Raw genomic sequence first — 17,961 nt, 5'->3', positions numbered from 1 at the left:
TTCATGCAGATCATACATTGTTTAGTTTAATTATTAATTGACATCGAATGATGAAGTTTACGTTGGCGATGAGCATGGCTAGTCGTCAAGAAAGGATTAATCAATACATGGTCGATTTTGCCGATAATTCTGGCTAATAAATCACTGCCCATACCCCATGTGATACGAAGAACTAAAGGGACAATAATTGTGCCGTATCGTCGCCATCCTACCTTTCTATATTTGCTTTTAAAGTATTCATCTTCAGCGAGGTTCCACTTATCTCGTAAACGGTGCAGACTTGCTAACTGCCACGCATCACTCCAGCGCAGCATATAGTAATGCAAATCAGTCAATTCTAGAGGAGGGCCAGGTATATAGGTAACAATACAATTGGGTTCAAAATAGACTTTTCCCCCGGCTTGACGAACTAACATACAAAAGTCTAAATGTTCTTTGGTATTGAGTATTGCTTCATCGAGAAAGCCAATTTTAGCAAAGATGAAGTGACGGACTAAAACACAATGAAACTCAGCTAATTCTGTTTCTTGACGTTGTAGGCGATCGCGAACTTCAGTTACTCGTTTACCCTGCAAACACATTTTTTCTCGAAACCGCCGCCGACCTGTTTTATCGACCCAAATATGAGACTCTCCACCCGCACAATGAACGATTTCATGTAAAGGTCTTTCTTGGCACATGAGAGGCCCAACAACTGTAGCATCTGTTTCTTCTGCACACTGCATTAATTGAGTTAACCAACCGGCTGTGACGACAACATCATTATCAATAAAAACCAAGTATTTTGTGTTGACCTGAGCTAGACCAATATTTCTGGCTTGGTTCGGAGACAAATAGTAATCTGTTCGCAGAAGTTGGAAGCTTTTTGCTTCAGCTTGTTCTTTCAAGTAAGTTTGAATGTGTTTGGGAGAATTCCCATCTACATAAACCAATTTAAACGGAATTTTTGTGTGTTCGTAAATGCTTTCTAAAGACTCGCGAGTACAGCTAAATCGTTCACGAGGCACAACAATAATCGTAACTTGCGGTTCTGTAGTTGTCGCTAATCTTTCCATGTTAATAACCTCCTAAAGTAATGATTGAGTAACTTTCTTGACTGACGCCATCTGAACATTTAAGTTCTGTTTGGGCAAACTTGATGTTAACGTTTGTTGGTAGATTTCGACCAAAATATCGTTCAGTTTATTGAGATCATAGTGTTCTTCAACATAGGTTCGTCCAGCTTTTCCCATTTCTAACCACAACTGCGGATTTTTGATGAGAATACCAAGTTTTTCGGCTAAAGTTTCTGCATCTCGTTCAGGAACTAAGAAACCGGAAACTCCATCTTCTACTAATTCTGGAATTCCACCATGATAGGTACTAATCACAGGTAAACCCATCGCCATCGCTTCTTTTAAGACATTGATGGGAGCATCTTGATTACCATCTTTTGCTGTGACACTCGGAGCCACAAAAATCTGAGATTGATTGAGAATTTCGATAATTTCATTTTCATCTTTCCACCCTAATAAGTGAATAAAATTATGAGCGTTCAAGTCGTTAATTAATTTTTGTAGGCTTTCTTTCAAAGGGCCGTCACCAATGATATTATACTCTATGTTAGAGTAAACTAGAGCTTGTTGGGCTACAGCCAGAATACTGTATTCAATTCCCTTTTTTTCAACGAGGCGCCCTGTTGTCACAATGCGGATTTTTCCATCATTAGGGAAGTAACGGGGAGTAAACGTAAATCGACTAGAATCTAGTCCAGAACGATGAACAAACACCTGACTTTCATCACACCCTAGCTCTACAACTCGACGCTTGAAAAATTCGCAATTGGCTAAAAAGCAGTTACCAGTATGAAATAGTTTTTGATAAACTTTCTTGCCTCTTTCTTTCACAAACCGACTAATATCATCTCCTCGAAATGTAGTAATGAGTTTTGCCTTTGGATCATTGATTGTCTGAAATGACATTCCTCGATAACTTTGGGTACCAAATTGACAGTGAATGATGTCGTAATGACAATTAAACTTGGGAATTATTGTGTAAAGCAACCACAGAGAAAGAGCTTGCTGACCATATTTAAAAACATTTAAAGCATCAAGAAAACGCCAAGGATCTTGATGACCTTGAGTGAGTAGTAATCCCAAGCCTTTCCAAATTCTCAAGACAATATTTTCGGGGATTTGAGGAAAATAATAAGTGTGTTCTAGAAGGTTGTATTTAGCGATTGCGGGATGAGTTTTAGTGGTATCACCGGGAGAACTCGCATAAATATCAACTTGATGACCTCGCTCGATTAAACCTGTAATTTGGTTGAGAATAAAAGTTTCCGACAATTGTGGAAAATGGCCGACAATAAATGCAATTTTCATGGTTCTAATCTCTTGTTATTCTCGTGCTGATACTCCACCAAACCTCAGTTTAATGATTTCTAAAGCGCTGACATATCGAACGACAAACATCACGACAGAAACTTGAACTTTCTGTTGAACGTTTTTTAATCGTTTATCTAGAAAGGTATTGACTACAAAGTTTAACGGAGGAATTAAGTTTTTCAGCAATAGAGAAATGAAAACAAAATCTTGAGGTAAGTTTCTAGAGTTTTTCTTTTGCTGTAAATCATAGATTCCTCCAACGAGGCGAATCGTTCTTTTGTATAGTTCTAGCCAAGATGTTCGAGCTGGATGTTGAACACAAGTCTCCTCGCTATAAATCTGCTGATAACCAGAATCAAAAATTCGCCTACACCATTCGACATCTCCACTTGACTTTAGAGTTGCATCAAAAACGCCAACTTTTTCGATAACTTGTTTCCAAGTCAATAAATTAGCTCCCGCTCCATATCGATGCTTTTCTAGAAGTTCTTTTTGAGGAAAAGCTGTGATACTTTCATAGAGTTCTACAGGTGTAATTTTCTGGGTATCTTTAAAGAAAAGCTCAATTTTTCCCGCAACTAATCCACAATTAGGAGCGTTTTGTAAATGCGTTACACCCTGTTCAAGCCAATCCAAAGCAGGAATACAATCCGCATCTGTAAAAGCAATAATTTCCCCTTTTGCAACAGATATCCCGCGATTGCGAGCAGCGTAGGAACCTGGAGTGCTTTCATAGAGATAGAACGCTTGACGAAATAAAGTTACAACAGAGTCAATTTTTTCAGCCGAATCTGAACCATTATCTACCACAATGACTTCATAATCACTCGGAGGATAGGTCTGATTATCGAGAGCTTCTAAGCAGTGTTTTAAACGTTCCACATCATTATAAACAGGAACAATGACAGACACAAAATGTCGAGATGAGTGTTCCATTTTCTGAGCATTTTAGTTAATATCTTCACTGAAGAAAGTAAAACGATAAAAAGTTGACAGGGTAAATATTTTTTAGCCCCTATCAACCCCTTTTTCTTACTTCATAACTAACTGAGGTTTTTCACGACCTTTCCACTCTTCTTTTGTAAATTCTTCGTGATAGGAACGTTCAGTATTTACATTCCAGAGATCATGATGGTCGCCGAGTACATTTTGAGCCGCTAATACTCCGGTTAACATTGAATGATCTTGGTTATTATAACGGTGCATTCCGTTACGACCAATGGTTTGTAAGTTGTCAAACTGTGATAAATAATCTTGAATGACTTGTAGATGTCGGCGATAATCTCGGTCATAAACCGGATAAGCTTTCGGTTGACGCAATATCGTTCCATCTTCAACTTTACTCGCTTTTGATAAACCTAATTCTTCGATTTCACGGGTAGCTAAATCCAACAGTTCGGTGTCTGATAAGTTCCAGATTTCATCGCCTTCTGTGCAGAAATATTCCAAACCCAAACAGGTTTTAGATTGGTCAGGAACCATCGCCGGACTCCAGTTTTTGAAGTTTTGAATCCGGCCGACTTTCACTTCTGGACTGTGAATATAAATCCAGTTATCTGGAAAGAGATCAGCCTCATCGATAATCAAAGCAACAATCAAAAAGTCTCGATAAGACAGTGATTTTGCCGCCTGTAAAACTTCATCGGGAGGTAAAGGATCAAGTCGGTTTACCAGCGCGGTGACAGGCATACTGGAGATAAATTTATCCGCTTTTAGGCTAATCTCTTGACCCTCTTTATATGCGATCACTTCGGTAATATGATGACCTTCTCGCTTGATACTCACAACCCGAGTATTGAGGGAAACTTGACCCCCATTTTCATCAACTTTTTGTTGGAAACGTTCCCACATCATGCCCGGTCCATAGATGGGGTAATCAAATTTTTTGATTAAGGTTTTCGTGTCGTTGCTGCCAAATAAAGCATTGAGAACAGCTTTTTTTAAGGATAAACCTTTGATTCTTTGAGCTGCCCATTCTGCTTCGATTTTATTGCAGGGAATTCCCCAAACTTTTTCGGTGTAGGTTTTGAAAAAGGTGCGATAAAGCCGACTTCCAAAGCTATCTGTGACCCATTCTTCAAAGGTTTCTGGTTCTACATCGGGTTGTAATTTTCCTTTGACTCTGGCTTTGAAATAGCTTAATAAAATCAACAAGCTTTCGATAATACCCAGGTTAAAGAGGGTGTTATAGATAGACAGTGGATAGTCATAAAATTTGTTCTGGTAATAAATACGAGACAGTCGAGGAACTTGGATGAATTCTTTTCCGAGAACTTCCTGCCATAATTGATTGACAATATCTACTTTGGTAAAAAAGCGATGACCGCCAATATCAAAGCGATATCCTTTATATACTTCTGTTCTAGAAATCCCTCCCACTTGACTCGCGGCTTCTAAGACGTGAGGATGTACTCCCCGCTTAGTGAGTTCATAAGCAGCAGTAAGTCCAGCCGGGCCAGCTCCGATGATAACGACGGGGTGATGATGTAGCATTTGATGACCTTTGGAAGATATTGGTAGAACGTGAAATACGGAATATGCCTCTGTCCAAAATCTGGAATTTTAACTCACTTTAGCACTATCTAAAGCCTGTAGAGTTCCTGATTTCAGACCCAGATCTTCTCTGGAGTTTCAGAAGAACTCTGTGATTATATAGGATGATCAAAACAGAATTTCGCAAACTCCAGAAAAGTTGAGACAAAAAACTTAAAAAACAATGATTCGCTCACCCTTTAAACCAGTAGTAAGCTCAACCACTGGTAAATTCACCCCGGTCAAACGAATATTTAGATTCAACTCAAGACGGGTAATAATCTACGCTTCAATGTAGTGAGGTCGTCTTGATCAAGTTCTACAAGTTGAGTTTATCACAAAAAAAAATTGTGATCTCTCACAACTTTATGCTCGGCGATAAGTCCAATTTTCTTCAAACCAATGACGAACTAAACCAATCGCAAACGCTAGCCCACTATAGAAATAGTAAAACCAGTGCCACGGTACTGTTTTGAGGGCAAAAACCAAGCCTCGCTTGTTGTGGAAAAACTGGTAAACGGGTGCATTCAAAACCAGAAAAGCGATCGCAAATAGACAGGCAATAATCGAGGTTTGAGATAACCAAGGCACTGCTAATAATGCGCCGATTTTCGCATAAACTAAGACAACACTCAGGCGACTAGAGTATTGCAGATTTAAGTCATTATTCAATTGGCGATCGCGTAAAATTAAAGCAGTCCAAGGCAAAGCTCGATAAAAAAAGTCAGCTTTCAACATGGAAACAGGCCGCCATTCCTTGAGATGCTTAACAAAGATATTTTTCCGCAACCCAATTTGATAACCTGCTTTTTTCAGGCGATAGCCGAGTTCAATATCTTCAATACAGGGAAGACGATATTTTTCATCAAAACCGCCAACTTCTAGGAAGATCTCTCGACGAATAGCGCCGCAAGCTCCCCAAAATGTAGATGCTTCTTCGTTACCTGTTTGGTGAGTATAATGATGAAATAAATTTCTGTATTGAGAGAGGAAATTATCCGCTCCCGGCGCATCATCGTAGGAACCAATTAGAGCCGATAAATTCGGTTCGTTCGTGAAAGTTTTGACCACTTTCTCAATTGTGTCTGGGTAGATTTCGACATCTGCATCCACAAAGAAAACAATATCACCTGTTGCTGCTTTAGCCCCCAAATTACGCGCTCTAGCGGGGCCTCCGGCTTTGGGTAGCCGAAAGACTTTTGCACCGAACTTCTCAGCTAAAGCGTGAGAACCATCAGTATCTCCGTCTGCGACAACAATGACTTCGTTGGGGTTTAGAGAAGTCTTTGTCAAACTCTCAAGGCATCGCTGAAACTTTTCTCCACCGTTATAGACCGGGATAATGATTGATATCGTTAGCTTAGGCTCTTGACCGTTATTACTCATAGTTCCTTAGACAACGATTTTTCGTCTTGTTGTTTCCTCCCTATCATCTTAAACAGAATTGTGAAAAAAATCAGTCCTTAGATAGATTACTCTGTAAAGCTTGTGTAAAAAGGTTGGATAAAATTATAAAGCTTGTGTAAAAATGCTGTTAATGAATATCGCCAAAACCCTTGATTTACATAGGATATACGTGCTGCACAGAACCGGATGCCCGATCCTCTTAGAAGGGTTTTCAGATGCGGATCTAAATCGCTTGTTTATTTGATAGCTTCATCTGTATTTATCCTAACTCTTGAGCCATCCAAGCAATTGCTTTTTTGATCCATTCTTCTGTTGAGATTTGCGAGGACAGCTTTTGTTCTTGACTCAAAGCTTGTAACGCTTGCATCACTTCTGAACCCGTATAGCCTAAAGCTAAAAGTGTCATCTCAATTTCTTCTTGAATTTCGACGCTTAAGCCAGAAGAAACAATCGCTGTGAGTCCTGCTTCTTGCCGCCATTGAGCAAGTTTTGTTTTTAATTCTAATGCAATGCGTTGAGCCGTTTTACTTCCAACTCCTGGCGTTTTTGCTAAAACTTTTGTATTTTCACCAACAATAGCTTGTACTAACTCTTGTAATTCCAACGTATTTAATAAAGCAATTGCTAACTGAGTTCCAATCCCACTTACACTAATTAACTGACGAAATAAATCCCGTTCAGCAATAGCTGAAAAGCCATAAAGCACCATTTGATCTTCGCGGGTTTGTAGATGGGTAAAGACTTGAATTGACTCACCAATCGCAGGTAGCTGGGTAATCATTCGAGGAACAATCTGCACTTCATAGCCAATATTATTCGTTTCTATCAAAAGGATGACTCGATTGTTCGTATTTTTGTGAATTGCTGCAACTGTTCCTTTTAAATAGCCAATCATCCTTCAGTCTCCTTGAGCAAAAAAATGTTAAAATAAATGACAATAACTTTTTTAGATAGGGATTTTTAACGATGGGATGCCTTAATCGAATATTAACTTGGCTACCCTCACTTAATCCCCAAATCTGGGTTCTAGCTTTTGGTCGGTTACTTTCTCAAACGGGTACAGGTTTTACATTATTCTATGCACCGATTTTTTTTGTCAACCAAGTTGGTTTATCGGCAACAGCAGTCGGAATTGGTTTGGGAAGCGCTCAAATTTCAGGTATTTTGGGGCGAATTCTGGGCGGTTCTTTCTCTGATTCTCCAGTTTGGGGTCGGCGTCGCACGTTATTACTCTCGGCTTTAATTTCTGCGATATCTTCTTTTATTCTAGCAAGTGCAAGCGATTTTAAAACGGTTGTTTTAGGGAATTTATTTTTAGGATTAGGCATTGGATTGTATTGGCCAGCAACAGAAGCCGTTGTCGCTGATTTGAGTACAGGAGATAACCGCAATCAAGCCTTTGCTTTAACTCGTCTTGCTGATAATATTGGTTTACAATTAGGGATTATTTTAGGCGGAATTGTGATTTCGACAACAGGGGCTTATCGGACTCTATTTATTGTTGATGCGTTATCGTTTTTAGTGTTTTTTGGCGTTATTTTTGCAACCATCCAAGAAACCTATACTCCCCCATCAACAGACTCAAAAGAACAAAATCTCACTCAAAAATGGTTACTCGCCCTGAGTGACCGACCTTTGTTGGTGTTTGTTTTGATTAATATCATGTTTACTGTTTATATCTCTCAGATTCATAGTACAATACCTCTCTACTTTAATCAATTTGTGAATAACGGTTTTTCTCCCGGTAAAATTAGTTATCTATTTGCCGGGTATATAACCTTATGTGTACTCACTCAATTACCCATTGCTCATTTTCTCAGTCGTTGGACTCGTCCGCAAGCTTTAATGATTTCCGCAAGTTTTTGGGGAATCGGATTTATTCTGATTGGTTTAACCGGAATTGTTGCAGAAAATAACCTGCTGTTTGCCATTTTAGCTTTAAGTCTATTAGCCCTAGCAACAGTGAGTTATACCCCTTCTGCGTCTGCCCTGGTTGCCGATTTAGCCCCAGAATCTTTACGAGGAATTTATTTAGCGATTAACGCCCAATGTTGGGCAATTGGTTATTTAATTGGGCCGCCTTTAGGGGGATGGGTACTTGATCAAACACCGCAAGTTGTGTATAATTATTGGTTAGGATTAGCGGCAAGTATTAGTGTGGCGATTTTAATCTTACAGGTTTTAAATCGCATCATGGACAGTCAAAAAATTAATCACTAATTTGGAGAAACCCGTCATGGGACGACAAGCTAAACTCAAAAAAATGCGTCAACAAGCCAAAGAAAATTCTCCAGCAGAATTTCCTCAATCTTCCTCGGAAACAGACCCGAAAAATTTTGTTGAAACAATAGAACAACAAGGCTACAAACTCCAACAAAGTTTCCCCTCTCCCGAAATCCCCAATAAAGACGTTAAACCTCAAATTTAAACGGTTATATTTTTAACTAAAATGGCATTAAAAGCATTAATTTTTGATGTAGATGGAACTTTAGCAGAAACAGAACGAGACGGACATCGAATTGCGTTTAATCAAGCTTTTGCTAAAACAGGACTGATTTGGAATTGGTCAGTTGAGTTGTATGGAGAATTGTTAGAAGTTCCCGGTGGAAAAGAACGCATTCGGTTTTATTTAGACCAATACAAACCTGAATTTAAACCCGATAGAAACATAGACGAATTCATCACCACTTTACACCACCTAAAAAATCAATATTACCACGACTTACTCGCATCCGGTATCATTCCTTTACGTCCGGGTGTTAAACGGTTAATTGAAGCTGCAAAAACCGCCGGGTTACGGTTAGCCATTGCGACAACTAGCGCCTTACCCAACGTGATGGCGTTACTCGAAAAAACTCTTAACCCTGACTGGTTTGAAGTTATCGGCGCCGGAGATATTGTTCCCGCCAAAAAACCCGCCCCCGATATCTATAACTATGTTTTGCAAAAATTAGACCTTCCTCCTGAAAATTGTTTAGTATTTGAAGACTCTTATCAGGGTTTACAAGCAGCAACAAAAGCGGGTTTAAAAACGATTGTTACTGTTAATAATTATACCCTAAATCAAGACTTTTCAGATGCGGTTTTAGTCGTTAATCATTTGGGCGAAGTCGATAAACCGTTAACCTGTATTTCCGGTAAACTAGAAGGAGTCAATTATCTCGATATTCCTCTACTTCAGACCTTATAAACTTTAAAAAACCCGGTAACTTTTAAGAAACCGGGTTTTTGAGGTTTACCTACTTATCTAAAATTTTCCCATCGCTTGACCCGCTAACCAACCCGTAGTCCAAGCGCTTTGAAAATTAAACCCCCCCGTCACGCCATCAATATCTAATATTTCACCTGCAAAATACAAATTCGGACAACAACGGCTTTCCATTGTTTTAAAATCAACTTCTTTCAAACTCACACCGCCACAGGTGACAAATTCTTCCTTGAAAACCCCTTTTCCGTTGATTTTAAATTTTCCCTGAGTTAATTCTTGAATGAGTTGATTAATCACTTTATTAGAAACTTCACCCCAGCGTTTTTGTTCATCAATTCCCACCGCTAAAGTTAACTGTTTCCACAGTCTACGCGGAATTAATACCGGACAACTCGAAGAAACAACCCGTTGAGATAATTGAGATTTTACGGCTAACAATTCCTCTCGCAAGGCTTCAGGATTAGATAGAGGTAGCCAATTAACAATTAATGATGTTTTATAGCGAAAATCTTGTAAAAATCTCGCCCCCCAAGCCGATAATTTCAACACCGCAGGCCCACTTAACCCCCAATGGGTAATCAGTAATGGCCCTGTTTGTTCGAGTTTCGCTTCTGGTAACTTTATTTTAGCAGAATTAACTGAAACTCCCGCTAAATCTTTCAATCTTTCATCCGTAATATTAAACGTAAACAGAGAAGGAACCGGAGGGATAATTTGATGACCCAATTGTTGCGCCCAACGATAACCCGAAGGATTGCTTCCTGTCGCCAATAATAGGCGATCAGCCGTTAATATTTCTCCTGAGTTTAATATAATTTTAAAGTAATTTTCTCTGTTAAAAAACCCGGTTTCTTGTTGATGATGTGGGATGAAAGTTTTTAAGTTTCCTTCAGAAACCGGGTTTATGGATAAATCGTGATTTTTTTGATTCACGTGAATTTCAGTCACCCTCGCCTGAGTTTTAATCTGAATCCCCGCTTGTTTTGCAGATTGAATTAAACAGTTAACAATCGTTTCTGAATCATCTGTTATCGGGAACATTCGCCCATCTTCTTCTGTTTTTAATTCCACTCCTTTTTGAGTAAACCATTCAACCGTATCTTTGGCTTGAAACCGACTAAAAGCCCCTCGCAACGCCTTCGCCCCTCTGGGATAATTCTGTACAAATTGGGCAGGATCAAAACAAGCATGAGTCACGTTACACCGTCCCCCGCCAGAGATACGAACTTTGGCTAAAGGTTGCTGTCCGGCTTCCAGTAAAATAACCTTAGTATGGGGATGAGTATTTGCACAAGCAATCGCCCCAAAAAAACCCGCAGCCCCACCGCCAATAACAACAACTTTCATAGAACTTAATTCAGACAAAGTGATATGAACTCCTGGATATTTTATCTTTTTTAAATTATACCAAAAAGCTTTAATCCTTTGCAAAAATGTTATAATCAATCCACATACTTCAAAAATAAACCGTTAATTAACGTTCAATAAAAATGGAATTCGCACCCTTCTTTCCCGTTTTACATCCCATTTTAAAAACAGCCTTTCCTCATTGTCTGTGGCGAGGAGATATCAACCAAGCTGAAATTGCCCTAACCTTTGACGATGGGCCGCATCCAGTATATACTTTAGACCTGTTAAACGTCTTAGACGAATATCAAATTAAAGCCAGTTTTTTTTGGTTAGGCTGTTGGGTGAAAAACTATCCTGAAATTGCCCAAGCCGTCATTCAACAAGGTCATTGGATTTGTTTACATGGATATTATCATCAAATGTTTCATAAAATGACCGATGAACAACTCCAAAAAGATCTTGAAAACACCAAACAAGAAATTATCAATATTAGTGATCTTAATCCTAATTCTTTACTCGATGTTCGTCCCCCCAATGGTGTTTTTACCCCGAAAATCTTAACCCTATTAAAACAATGGGGATATCGTCCCGTGATGTGGACAGTCGTTCCTGAAGATTGGGTGCGTCCTGGGGTTAATATTGTCACAAATCGTGTTATTCAACAAACAACAAACGGGTCAATTATTGTCTTACATGATGGTAACGATGGCGGCCAGGATGTCGCCGCTTCTGCCAAATCAATTATCCCAAAACTCTTGGAAAAAAGCTACAAGTTTGTTACCATAGATCAGCTTTGGCAACAAAAACTTTCCCGTTTAACCAATGGTATTAAGACCCGAAACTGACCCCCAAACCGGAGAATTACGCTTAGTTGGAACAGACTTTCCAGAAAATACCACCTTTTTTCCTGGTGAATTGGGTGTGTTTACTCAAGGTGTCTTTTTTCTGGGAGGAAATGATACCGTTCAAGGTTCATCTGACCCCGAATTTATTCGCGGAAATTTAGATAATGATCTGATTCGAGGTGGGGATGGAAATGATACCCTTTTGGGGGGTAAAGGTATCGATAGCCTCTTGGGAGAAGGTGGAAATGATGCTATTTTTGGGGAATTAGATAATGATATTTTATTTGGAAATTTAGGCGAAGACACGCTTTTTGGCGGACAGGGAAATGATGAAGCCAATGGCGGACAAGGAAACGATGTATTCTTTGGTGGACCCGGAATTGATACGTTAAACGGGGATAACGGTGATGATTTAATACAAGGAGAAAATGATGGAGATGTTCTCTTAGGCGGACAAGGAAATGATATTATTTTAGGCGGTTTTGGATCAGACATAATTAATGGAGAAGCCGGAGAGGATGTCATTCGCGGTGAACAAGATAGCGATTTTTTAGTTGGGGGAGAGGATAACGATTTAATATTCGGAGGAACAGGCGACGATCGCGTTTTAGGAGAAGCTGGAAATGACCGACTTTATGGGGATAAAGGACGAGATACTTTAATTGGGGGAGAAGGAAACGACATCTTTTTCATTGAACCCGGAACAGGTGGAAATACCCCCGCAGACACCAACTTTATCTTTGACTTTCAACCCGGTATAGATACCATTGCTTTAGTCGGAGATTTCCCTTTTGACAGTCTTAATATTACCGAAGACCCTCGTGATTCTAATAATACCCTAATTCAAGCCGCAAACGGTGAATATTTAGCCGTCGTTCAACGAGTTTCACCCGACAGACTCACCCGTTCAAACTTTTTTATTCCCGGTTTTATTTCTTTCAATTCCTCACAATTTACCGTGAGTGAAAACGGCACTCCTATTAACCCTATAACCATTACTCGTAGCGTGGGGGAAGATGGGGCCGCTAGCGTGGTTTTAACCCTCGCTCCTATTGGAATTATTACCCCAGAAGAACTGAATACCGCCCCAATTTCGGTTAACTTTGCTAACGGCGATGCCACAGCAAAAACCATCGCTTTAAACATTACCAATAACAATATTGTTGACTACCCTCGAGAAGTTAAACTCTCCTTAGAAAACCCCACAGGTTCAGCTTCTATTGGAATTCCCGCCCAAGCCACATTAGAAATATTGGATGACGAACCCCTAATTCAACCCCAACAAACCCTCCCCCATCCTCTCCCAGAAACCAACGCAAATTTTGGTTTTGCGGTCGAACAAGTAACCACCAATATATTAGTTGGCGCCCCCGGACAAAATAATAGTCAAGGTTCAGCTTATTTATTTGATGCAGTCACCGGACAACCCCTGCAAATTTTTAATCATCCCTTCCCCGCCACCGCCGGAAACGCCCAACTCGGCAGAAGTTTAACCGCATTTGGGGCAGATGTGGTCATCGGCGCCCCCCAAGATAGCACCGTCATTCCCCAAGGAGGCGCTGTTTATCAATTTAGCAGTTCGGCGGGAGTCGCCTATCAACTGTTGAGTGACCCCACCCCCGAACCTTTTGAAAACTTTGGCTTTGCAGTCGATAGCATCGGCAATACTATCATCGTCGGCGCCCCCACCAGCAACACCCTCGCCCCCCGTTCCGGCGTCGCCTACCTGTTTGATGGCAATAGCGGACAATTGCTACAAACTTTCAATAACCCCGAACCCACAGCCGACTCCTATTTTGGGGCGTCAGTCGCCGCAGTGGGCGATAAAGTCTTGATAGGCGCCCCCGGAAGTTTAACGGGAGTGGGGGCAACAAAGCCCGGAGTTGCCTATTTATTTGATAGTATTACCGGAGAATTATTGCAAACTTTTCGCAACCCCAACCCCGGAATTGATGATTTTGGCAGGGGTTTAGCTTGGACGAATATTGGCCGAGATGTATTAATTGGGGCGCCGGGAGACGATACACGGGGTACTGATACCGGGGCAGCGTTTCTGTTTGACGGGATAACCGGGACCGTGTTGCAAACCTACAGTTATCCTCAACCGCGACCCTTTGACCGTTTCGGAGAAGCCATTGATATCGTCAATACCAGTGTGTTTGTGGGAACTCCGGGTTATGGGTCGTTAACCTCTGGGGCGGTGTTCCGGCATCAATTACGAACCGGAGAACTTCTCGATACTTATATTAACACGATTCCCGATAACGGCGATGAACGGTTGAATTTTGGCGCGTCCGTCACCGCAGTCGGTAATACTTGGGTGACAGGTGTACCGGGTTATGACGTTGGCGGTGTGGATGTCGGGCGAGTTTATCAGTTTGTGTAGGTTGATGCTATATTCTATCATCGTAATAGTTTTCTTTAAGGAAAATACCGATAAAATTCCCGACGGTGCAGAACTCGCATGAGTTCTATCCGGTCTTCATTGACTTCAAAACCAATCCGATAGTTGCCAACTCGAATGCGATATCGGTTTTCCGTTCCAACCAATGCTTTAACATTGGGCAACTCTTGAACCGATGTAGCTTCTGGTAAAGTTGTGAAGACCAACTCGTAAATAGACGGATAAACCTCTTGTTTTTTGAGTTTCTTTAAGTCTCTCAAAAACAGCGTTCTATACTCAACTTTCAATCATCTTCCTCCGCTAAAAAATCAATCGCTTGGTCGCGGCTAAGAAGAGGAGTTGTTTTTGCTTCATCCATCGCTTTGTTTAAGCAATAGTCCTCAATATTTTCAGTCATTGTTTCGATTGACTCATTATCTTGAGGTAAGATTTGTCTCCATAATTCAATCGGAATAACTACTGCGGTTTGATTACCATTGGAATCTATTATGTATTCAAGTTTTGGACGATTCATTGCTGTTTTTGCTCCTTTCGTTATTCAATGCCCTATTGTATTAGGAAACGATTAGGCTATTGAATAGGCCTGTCCTGGAAACCCTCAGTCATCATTTGAACTCCCTACTGCGAATCTGGTTTAATTATACCCGAACTTGGCGATCGCAAACCCCATTTTTTCGTTCAATTTCGGTGAAGATGCCTTAATTATCACAAAAACCCAAAGGATCATTAAAATCATCGCCGATCCCAATTTCTCCTTGATGTAGGTTCGGAATGCGGGGTGTGGATGATTCGGAGACTAAAAGCCTGTCATTTTTAGCAGACTGGATAAAGTTCAAGACTTCTATAAGCAATGGTTCTGGCACTGATGAAAGTTCCTGTATGATAGTTTCCAACAGAGTCATTTCTTTTAGGGAATCACTATGTCTATCATAATACATCAGATTTTCACTCTCGCCCTTGTTTTCATATAAGAATCCGGTTTAATTATATCCGAACTTGGCGATCGCAAACCCCGTTTTTTCGTTAAATTTCGGTGAAGATGCCTTAATTCTCGCAAAAACCCCGTTGATTTGAAATTATGTTATAACTTAGATAAAATAGTTGAACCTCCCTAATTCTTAGTTAAACTGAGACAAAAATATCCTCAAAAACCATGAATTTTTATACTGTTGTTTTGAGAAAAAGCCAAGACTATTGGGTTTCATTATCCCTTGAAAACGGCCTGGTCGGACAAGGCGAAACCCCCCAAGAAGCCATTGACAAACTCAAAGAGGCGATCGCATCTTTTGAAGAGGCTTGTCAATCAGAAAATAATGTTTATTCTTCTCCAATCTCCATTCAAGAACTGCACGAATTTTTGACACTTGAAGACACGGAACCGTCAACAGAGATTTATGAATTGAGGAAAGTTTATGCCTAAAAACATACCCGCCCTCAAGCCCAAACAACTCATTAAAATTTTAGAACAAGCTGGGTGTCAATTTTATCGAGAGGGAAAAGGAGATCATCGTTTATACATTCGGGAGTTGGAAGCAACCAAAAGAATTGTGCCGATAGATATGGGGGCTAAAGAAATGTCCCCCGCTTATGTGTTAAGGATTTTTAGACAATTTGGTTTTACTGATGAAGAAATTGAACAATTAATAAAATAATTAGCTCACTTTGGAATTTACTGTATTTTAGCAAATCATAACATTAAGCCCAATAAATTAGTTTCTCTTGATAACGATCTGCTCTCTCTTAAATATTATCACTGAACTCAGATTTTAACACCCGCTCTCTTTCTCAAAACTTTGTTGAATTGAAAACTTAAATCTCTCATTAATTTTTTTCTGTTTAATTAACTTATTCGGCGAGTTGTAAGTTAATATCAATCTTTAAGATACAAACATATTCGATGTTTTGCCGTTCCAATTTCTTCACTTGTTGGAGGTTCAATTTTGAATCCATGTTTCTTATACCAATTAATTAGATTCGGGTTCTCATTAATATCTTGTTCGGTTAAAGAACCATAAATCTTATTAACTCCTTTTGTTTTTGCTAAATCAATAATATATTGCAAAAGATAAGTTCCTAGTCCCTTTCTACGATAGTCAACAGGTTCATTCCAGTGAGTCAACCGAAAAATCTTATCGTTCAAACTTGCAAACTCCATATTGTTATTAATAACAATGTCTGCAATTAGCATTTCTCCTCTAGATTCTAATATACAATTTGCCCTGGCAACTTCTGATTCTCTTTTACATCTAATCAAATAAAGATAAATTGTCTTAAAATTTTCATAGTAAATATACTCTACTTCCAGATAATACTCACGGCCGTCGTGGTCAAAGATAGGACTTATTCTTTCAGTAATACAGTTGGCTTCAAGAGAATACATTGTAAATCCTCTCAACGTTTTCTTAAATCTCGTTAAAACCATTGTACAGCAAGAGTGTATCATTTCCCCTGATTTTTGGTAAAGTGGAGCGTTATTGAATCAAATGTTTTGTGAACTCCAATCAACCCAAAATGAAATTAAAGATTGCACTCTGTTCGGCAATAATCACGATTTTCGCCCTCTCACCCGCCTACGCAACAGACGACTGCACCTCCTCACGAGCCTACCTCTACGAACGTTGTAGGCAATCTTTACCCCTCGATAAACCCGAAAAAACCGACACTTCTAATTATACCGAAATGGTTGCCATTGTACCCGATGGACGCTTTTATCAATACCAAGCCGGACAGGGTATTTATCAAGTTCATTATAACTATACCGGACGCAACTGGACACACGCCGATGTCGCCCCTATTCGCATTAATACTGACAGACCCATCGCTATTTTACCCCTTCAATATACCGCCAATGGTGTACAACCCGGAGCATCTGTTAATGGAGTTCCTATTGGTCAATTTTGGAATACAATTACCGTTATTGAAATGAAGCGACGGTTAGAAGCATTAGGTTTTTTTGTGTTAACGCCAACCATTCAAATGTATGGTGAAAGTATTGAGGGTTTTCAAGCCTTAGAACATTTTATTGCGGGAGTTCATAAAGGCAATTCTCACGTTCAAACGATTGTATTAACGGCGGATGCTAATGTTGCTAATGCAGCAAATCCACGTCCAGGGGCGCAGATGTTAGTAACAGGTTTGCATTCGAGGGATTTGTGGTGGGAATATCGCATTCAATCCCGAATTATGCCGTTTTACCAACAACAACAACTCTACAATATTGGGCCGAGAGTTAGGGGCGGAAAAAGTGATAAAGAAGGTCATTCTCTCGCTTGGCATCCCCTCATTGAACGTGCAGCAGAATATAATCCCAATGTTGCTATTATTGAAGTTGCACAAGCCGTAGAAATTGTTCAAAAAGCGGGATCAATTCAAGCTGGACAAGAGTGGGCGGCGCCTTTATTTGATGCGATCGCTTTTGCAATGGCCGAACACGCTTGTGCCTCGGGTGCAAACTTAGAAAATATTTGTCAAAACGGCACGCTAAACAGTGACCAGTTATCAGTTATCAGTGACCAGTTTTTACGGTGAATAGTTACCAGTTTTTTCACTGTTACCCTGTTTCCTATTTACTGATAACTGGTTACTGCATCACTGATAACTGTCAGGAATTGGTTATGAACCGCAGGTACAACCCGTATGACCACAGCCTGAACCGTTAGAATGGCCATTTGCACAGGCTTCTGAACAGTAGGGTTTGCCGTCTTTTTTGATGGCACTTTCTAGGGAAACGACACACAGGCAAGATTCACAGGCGCATTTCATTTGAGTAACGCTAGTCATGGCTTTTTCTCCGGGTGAGCTTCTCCTTTAAATTTAACATCTGAACAGATATTCAGATATATTTTTAAC

At 40.0% G+C, this 17,961-nt stretch carries 20 protein-coding genes; 8 read left to right on the top strand and 12 right to left on the bottom strand.

Annotated elements, in window-relative coordinates; genetic code table 11:
• Nucleotides 1–26: 26 nt before the first annotated feature.
• The 6 genes from VB836_RS19755 to ruvA form a co-directional block, all read right to left on the bottom strand.
• Nucleotides 27–1,055, bottom strand: a complete 1,029-nt coding sequence (locus VB836_RS19755) for a glycosyltransferase family 2 protein (RefSeq protein ID WP_323221820.1) — start codon at nucleotides 1,053–1,055, stop codon at nucleotides 27–29.
• Nucleotides 1,056–1,067: 12 nt separating this feature from the next.
• Entirely contained in the window at nucleotides 1,068–2,363 is a 1,296-nt protein-coding gene (locus VB836_RS19750; protein WP_323221818.1) for a glycosyltransferase, read from the bottom strand.
• 15 nt (nucleotides 2,364–2,378) lie between these two features.
• Nucleotides 2,379–3,302 (bottom strand): glycosyltransferase, encoded by a 924-nt coding sequence (locus VB836_RS19745; protein WP_323221816.1) that lies wholly within the window; start codon nucleotides 3,300–3,302, stop codon nucleotides 2,379–2,381.
• Nucleotides 3,303–3,398: 96 nt separating this feature from the next.
• The gene (locus VB836_RS19740; protein ID WP_323221814.1) at nucleotides 3,399–4,859 is read right to left on the bottom strand and encodes an NAD(P)/FAD-dependent oxidoreductase; all 1,461 of its coding nucleotides are present in this window, start codon (nucleotides 4,857–4,859) and stop codon (nucleotides 3,399–3,401) included.
• Nucleotides 4,860–5,264: 405 nt separating this feature from the next.
• Nucleotides 5,265–6,284 (bottom strand): glycosyltransferase family 2 protein, encoded by a 1,020-nt coding sequence (locus VB836_RS19735; protein WP_323221812.1) that lies wholly within the window; start codon nucleotides 6,282–6,284, stop codon nucleotides 5,265–5,267.
• Nucleotides 6,285–6,564: 280 nt separating this feature from the next.
• Nucleotides 6,565–7,200 carry a Holliday junction branch migration protein RuvA gene (ruvA, locus tag VB836_RS19730; RefSeq protein ID WP_046280198.1) on the bottom strand — a complete coding sequence of 212 codons (636 nt, stop codon included), beginning with the start codon at nucleotides 7,198–7,200 and terminating at the stop codon, nucleotides 6,565–6,567.
• Between the two features lie 71 nt (nucleotides 7,201–7,271).
• Between ruvA and VB836_RS19725 the strand changes: the two genes are divergently transcribed.
• From VB836_RS19725 to VB836_RS19715, 3 genes are read left to right on the top strand one after another with little or no spacing between them, the layout of a single operon-like run.
• A complete protein-coding gene (locus tag VB836_RS19725; RefSeq protein WP_323221810.1) occupies nucleotides 7,272–8,525 on the top strand; it encodes an MFS transporter in 1,254 nt (417 codons plus the stop codon).
• 16 nt (nucleotides 8,526–8,541) lie between these two features.
• Nucleotides 8,542–8,733 carry a hypothetical protein gene (locus tag VB836_RS19720; protein ID WP_323221808.1) on the top strand — a complete coding sequence of 64 codons (192 nt, stop codon included), beginning with the start codon at nucleotides 8,542–8,544 and terminating at the stop codon, nucleotides 8,731–8,733.
• Nucleotides 8,734–8,754: 21 nt separating this feature from the next.
• Nucleotides 8,755–9,495 (top strand): HAD family hydrolase, encoded by a 741-nt coding sequence (locus VB836_RS19715; RefSeq protein ID WP_323221806.1) that lies wholly within the window; start codon nucleotides 8,755–8,757, stop codon nucleotides 9,493–9,495.
• Nucleotides 9,496–9,552: 57 nt separating this feature from the next.
• On the opposite strand, the gene VB836_RS19710 is transcribed toward VB836_RS19715, so the two are convergent.
• Nucleotides 9,553–10,860 (bottom strand): BaiN/RdsA family NAD(P)/FAD-dependent oxidoreductase, encoded by a 1,308-nt coding sequence (locus VB836_RS19710; RefSeq protein ID WP_323221804.1) that lies wholly within the window; start codon nucleotides 10,858–10,860, stop codon nucleotides 9,553–9,555.
• A 143-nt stretch (nucleotides 10,861–11,003) separates the two neighbouring features.
• On the opposite strand from VB836_RS19710, the gene VB836_RS19705 reads away from it, so the two are divergent.
• Both VB836_RS19705 and VB836_RS19700 read left to right on the top strand, forming a co-directional pair.
• Nucleotides 11,004–11,708, top strand: a complete 705-nt coding sequence (locus tag VB836_RS19705; protein ID WP_323221802.1) for a polysaccharide deacetylase family protein — start codon at nucleotides 11,004–11,006, stop codon at nucleotides 11,706–11,708.
• The gene (locus VB836_RS19700) at nucleotides 11,686–14,094 is read left to right on the top strand and encodes a Calx-beta domain-containing protein (RefSeq protein ID WP_323221800.1); all 2,409 of its coding nucleotides are present in this window, start codon (nucleotides 11,686–11,688) and stop codon (nucleotides 14,092–14,094) included. Before VB836_RS19705 ends, VB836_RS19700 begins: the two co-directional genes overlap by 23 nt.
• A 35-nt stretch (nucleotides 14,095–14,129) precedes the next feature.
• Here VB836_RS19700 and VB836_RS19695 read toward each other — a convergent pair whose 3' ends face one another.
• The 3 genes from VB836_RS19695 to VB836_RS19685 form a co-directional block, all read right to left on the bottom strand.
• The gene (locus tag VB836_RS19695) at nucleotides 14,130–14,399 is read right to left on the bottom strand and encodes a type II toxin-antitoxin system RelE family toxin (RefSeq protein ID WP_323221798.1); all 270 of its coding nucleotides are present in this window, start codon (nucleotides 14,397–14,399) and stop codon (nucleotides 14,130–14,132) included.
• Entirely contained in the window at nucleotides 14,396–14,626 is a 231-nt protein-coding gene (locus VB836_RS19690) for a hypothetical protein (protein ID WP_323221796.1), read from the bottom strand. Before VB836_RS19690 ends, VB836_RS19695 begins: the two co-directional genes overlap by 4 nt.
• 184 nt (nucleotides 14,627–14,810) lie before the next feature.
• Nucleotides 14,811–14,975 (bottom strand): hypothetical protein, encoded by a 165-nt coding sequence (locus VB836_RS19685; protein WP_323221794.1) that lies wholly within the window; start codon nucleotides 14,973–14,975, stop codon nucleotides 14,811–14,813.
• A gap of 290 nt (nucleotides 14,976–15,265) precedes the next feature.
• On the opposite strand from VB836_RS19685, the gene VB836_RS19680 reads away from it, so the two are divergent.
• Both VB836_RS19680 and VB836_RS19675 read left to right on the top strand, forming a co-directional pair.
• A complete protein-coding gene (locus tag VB836_RS19680; RefSeq protein WP_323221791.1) occupies nucleotides 15,266–15,532 on the top strand; it encodes a type II toxin-antitoxin system HicB family antitoxin in 267 nt (88 codons plus the stop codon).
• Complete coding sequence (locus VB836_RS19675) at nucleotides 15,525–15,764, top strand: type II toxin-antitoxin system HicA family toxin (RefSeq protein WP_323221789.1); 240 nt, start codon at nucleotides 15,525–15,527, stop codon at nucleotides 15,762–15,764. The genes VB836_RS19680 and VB836_RS19675 overlap by 8 nt, the downstream gene beginning before the upstream one ends.
• 218 nt (nucleotides 15,765–15,982) lie before the next feature.
• Here VB836_RS19675 and VB836_RS19670 read toward each other — a convergent pair whose 3' ends face one another.
• Nucleotides 15,983–16,492 carry a GNAT family N-acetyltransferase gene (locus tag VB836_RS19670; RefSeq protein WP_323221788.1) on the bottom strand — a complete coding sequence of 170 codons (510 nt, stop codon included), beginning with the start codon at nucleotides 16,490–16,492 and terminating at the stop codon, nucleotides 15,983–15,985.
• A gap of 131 nt (nucleotides 16,493–16,623) precedes the next feature.
• Here VB836_RS19670 and VB836_RS19665 point away from each other — a divergent pair, with 131 nt between their 5' ends.
• Nucleotides 16,624–17,640 carry a hypothetical protein gene (locus VB836_RS19665; protein ID WP_323221786.1) on the top strand — a complete coding sequence of 339 codons (1,017 nt, stop codon included), beginning with the start codon at nucleotides 16,624–16,626 and terminating at the stop codon, nucleotides 17,638–17,640.
• An 84-nt stretch (nucleotides 17,641–17,724) separates the two neighbouring features.
• Here VB836_RS19665 and VB836_RS19660 read toward each other — a convergent pair whose 3' ends face one another.
• Complete coding sequence (locus tag VB836_RS19660; protein WP_072075632.1) at nucleotides 17,725–17,892, bottom strand: metallothionein; 168 nt, start codon at nucleotides 17,890–17,892, stop codon at nucleotides 17,725–17,727.
• Nucleotides 17,893–17,961 lie beyond the last annotated feature (69 nt).

This window comes from Limnoraphis robusta BA-68 BA1, assembly GCF_034932365.1.
Lineage (GTDB): Bacteria > Cyanobacteriota > Cyanobacteriia > Cyanobacteriales > Microcoleaceae > Capilliphycus > Capilliphycus robustus.
This window is presented reverse-complemented; position numbering and strand designations above follow the sequence as displayed.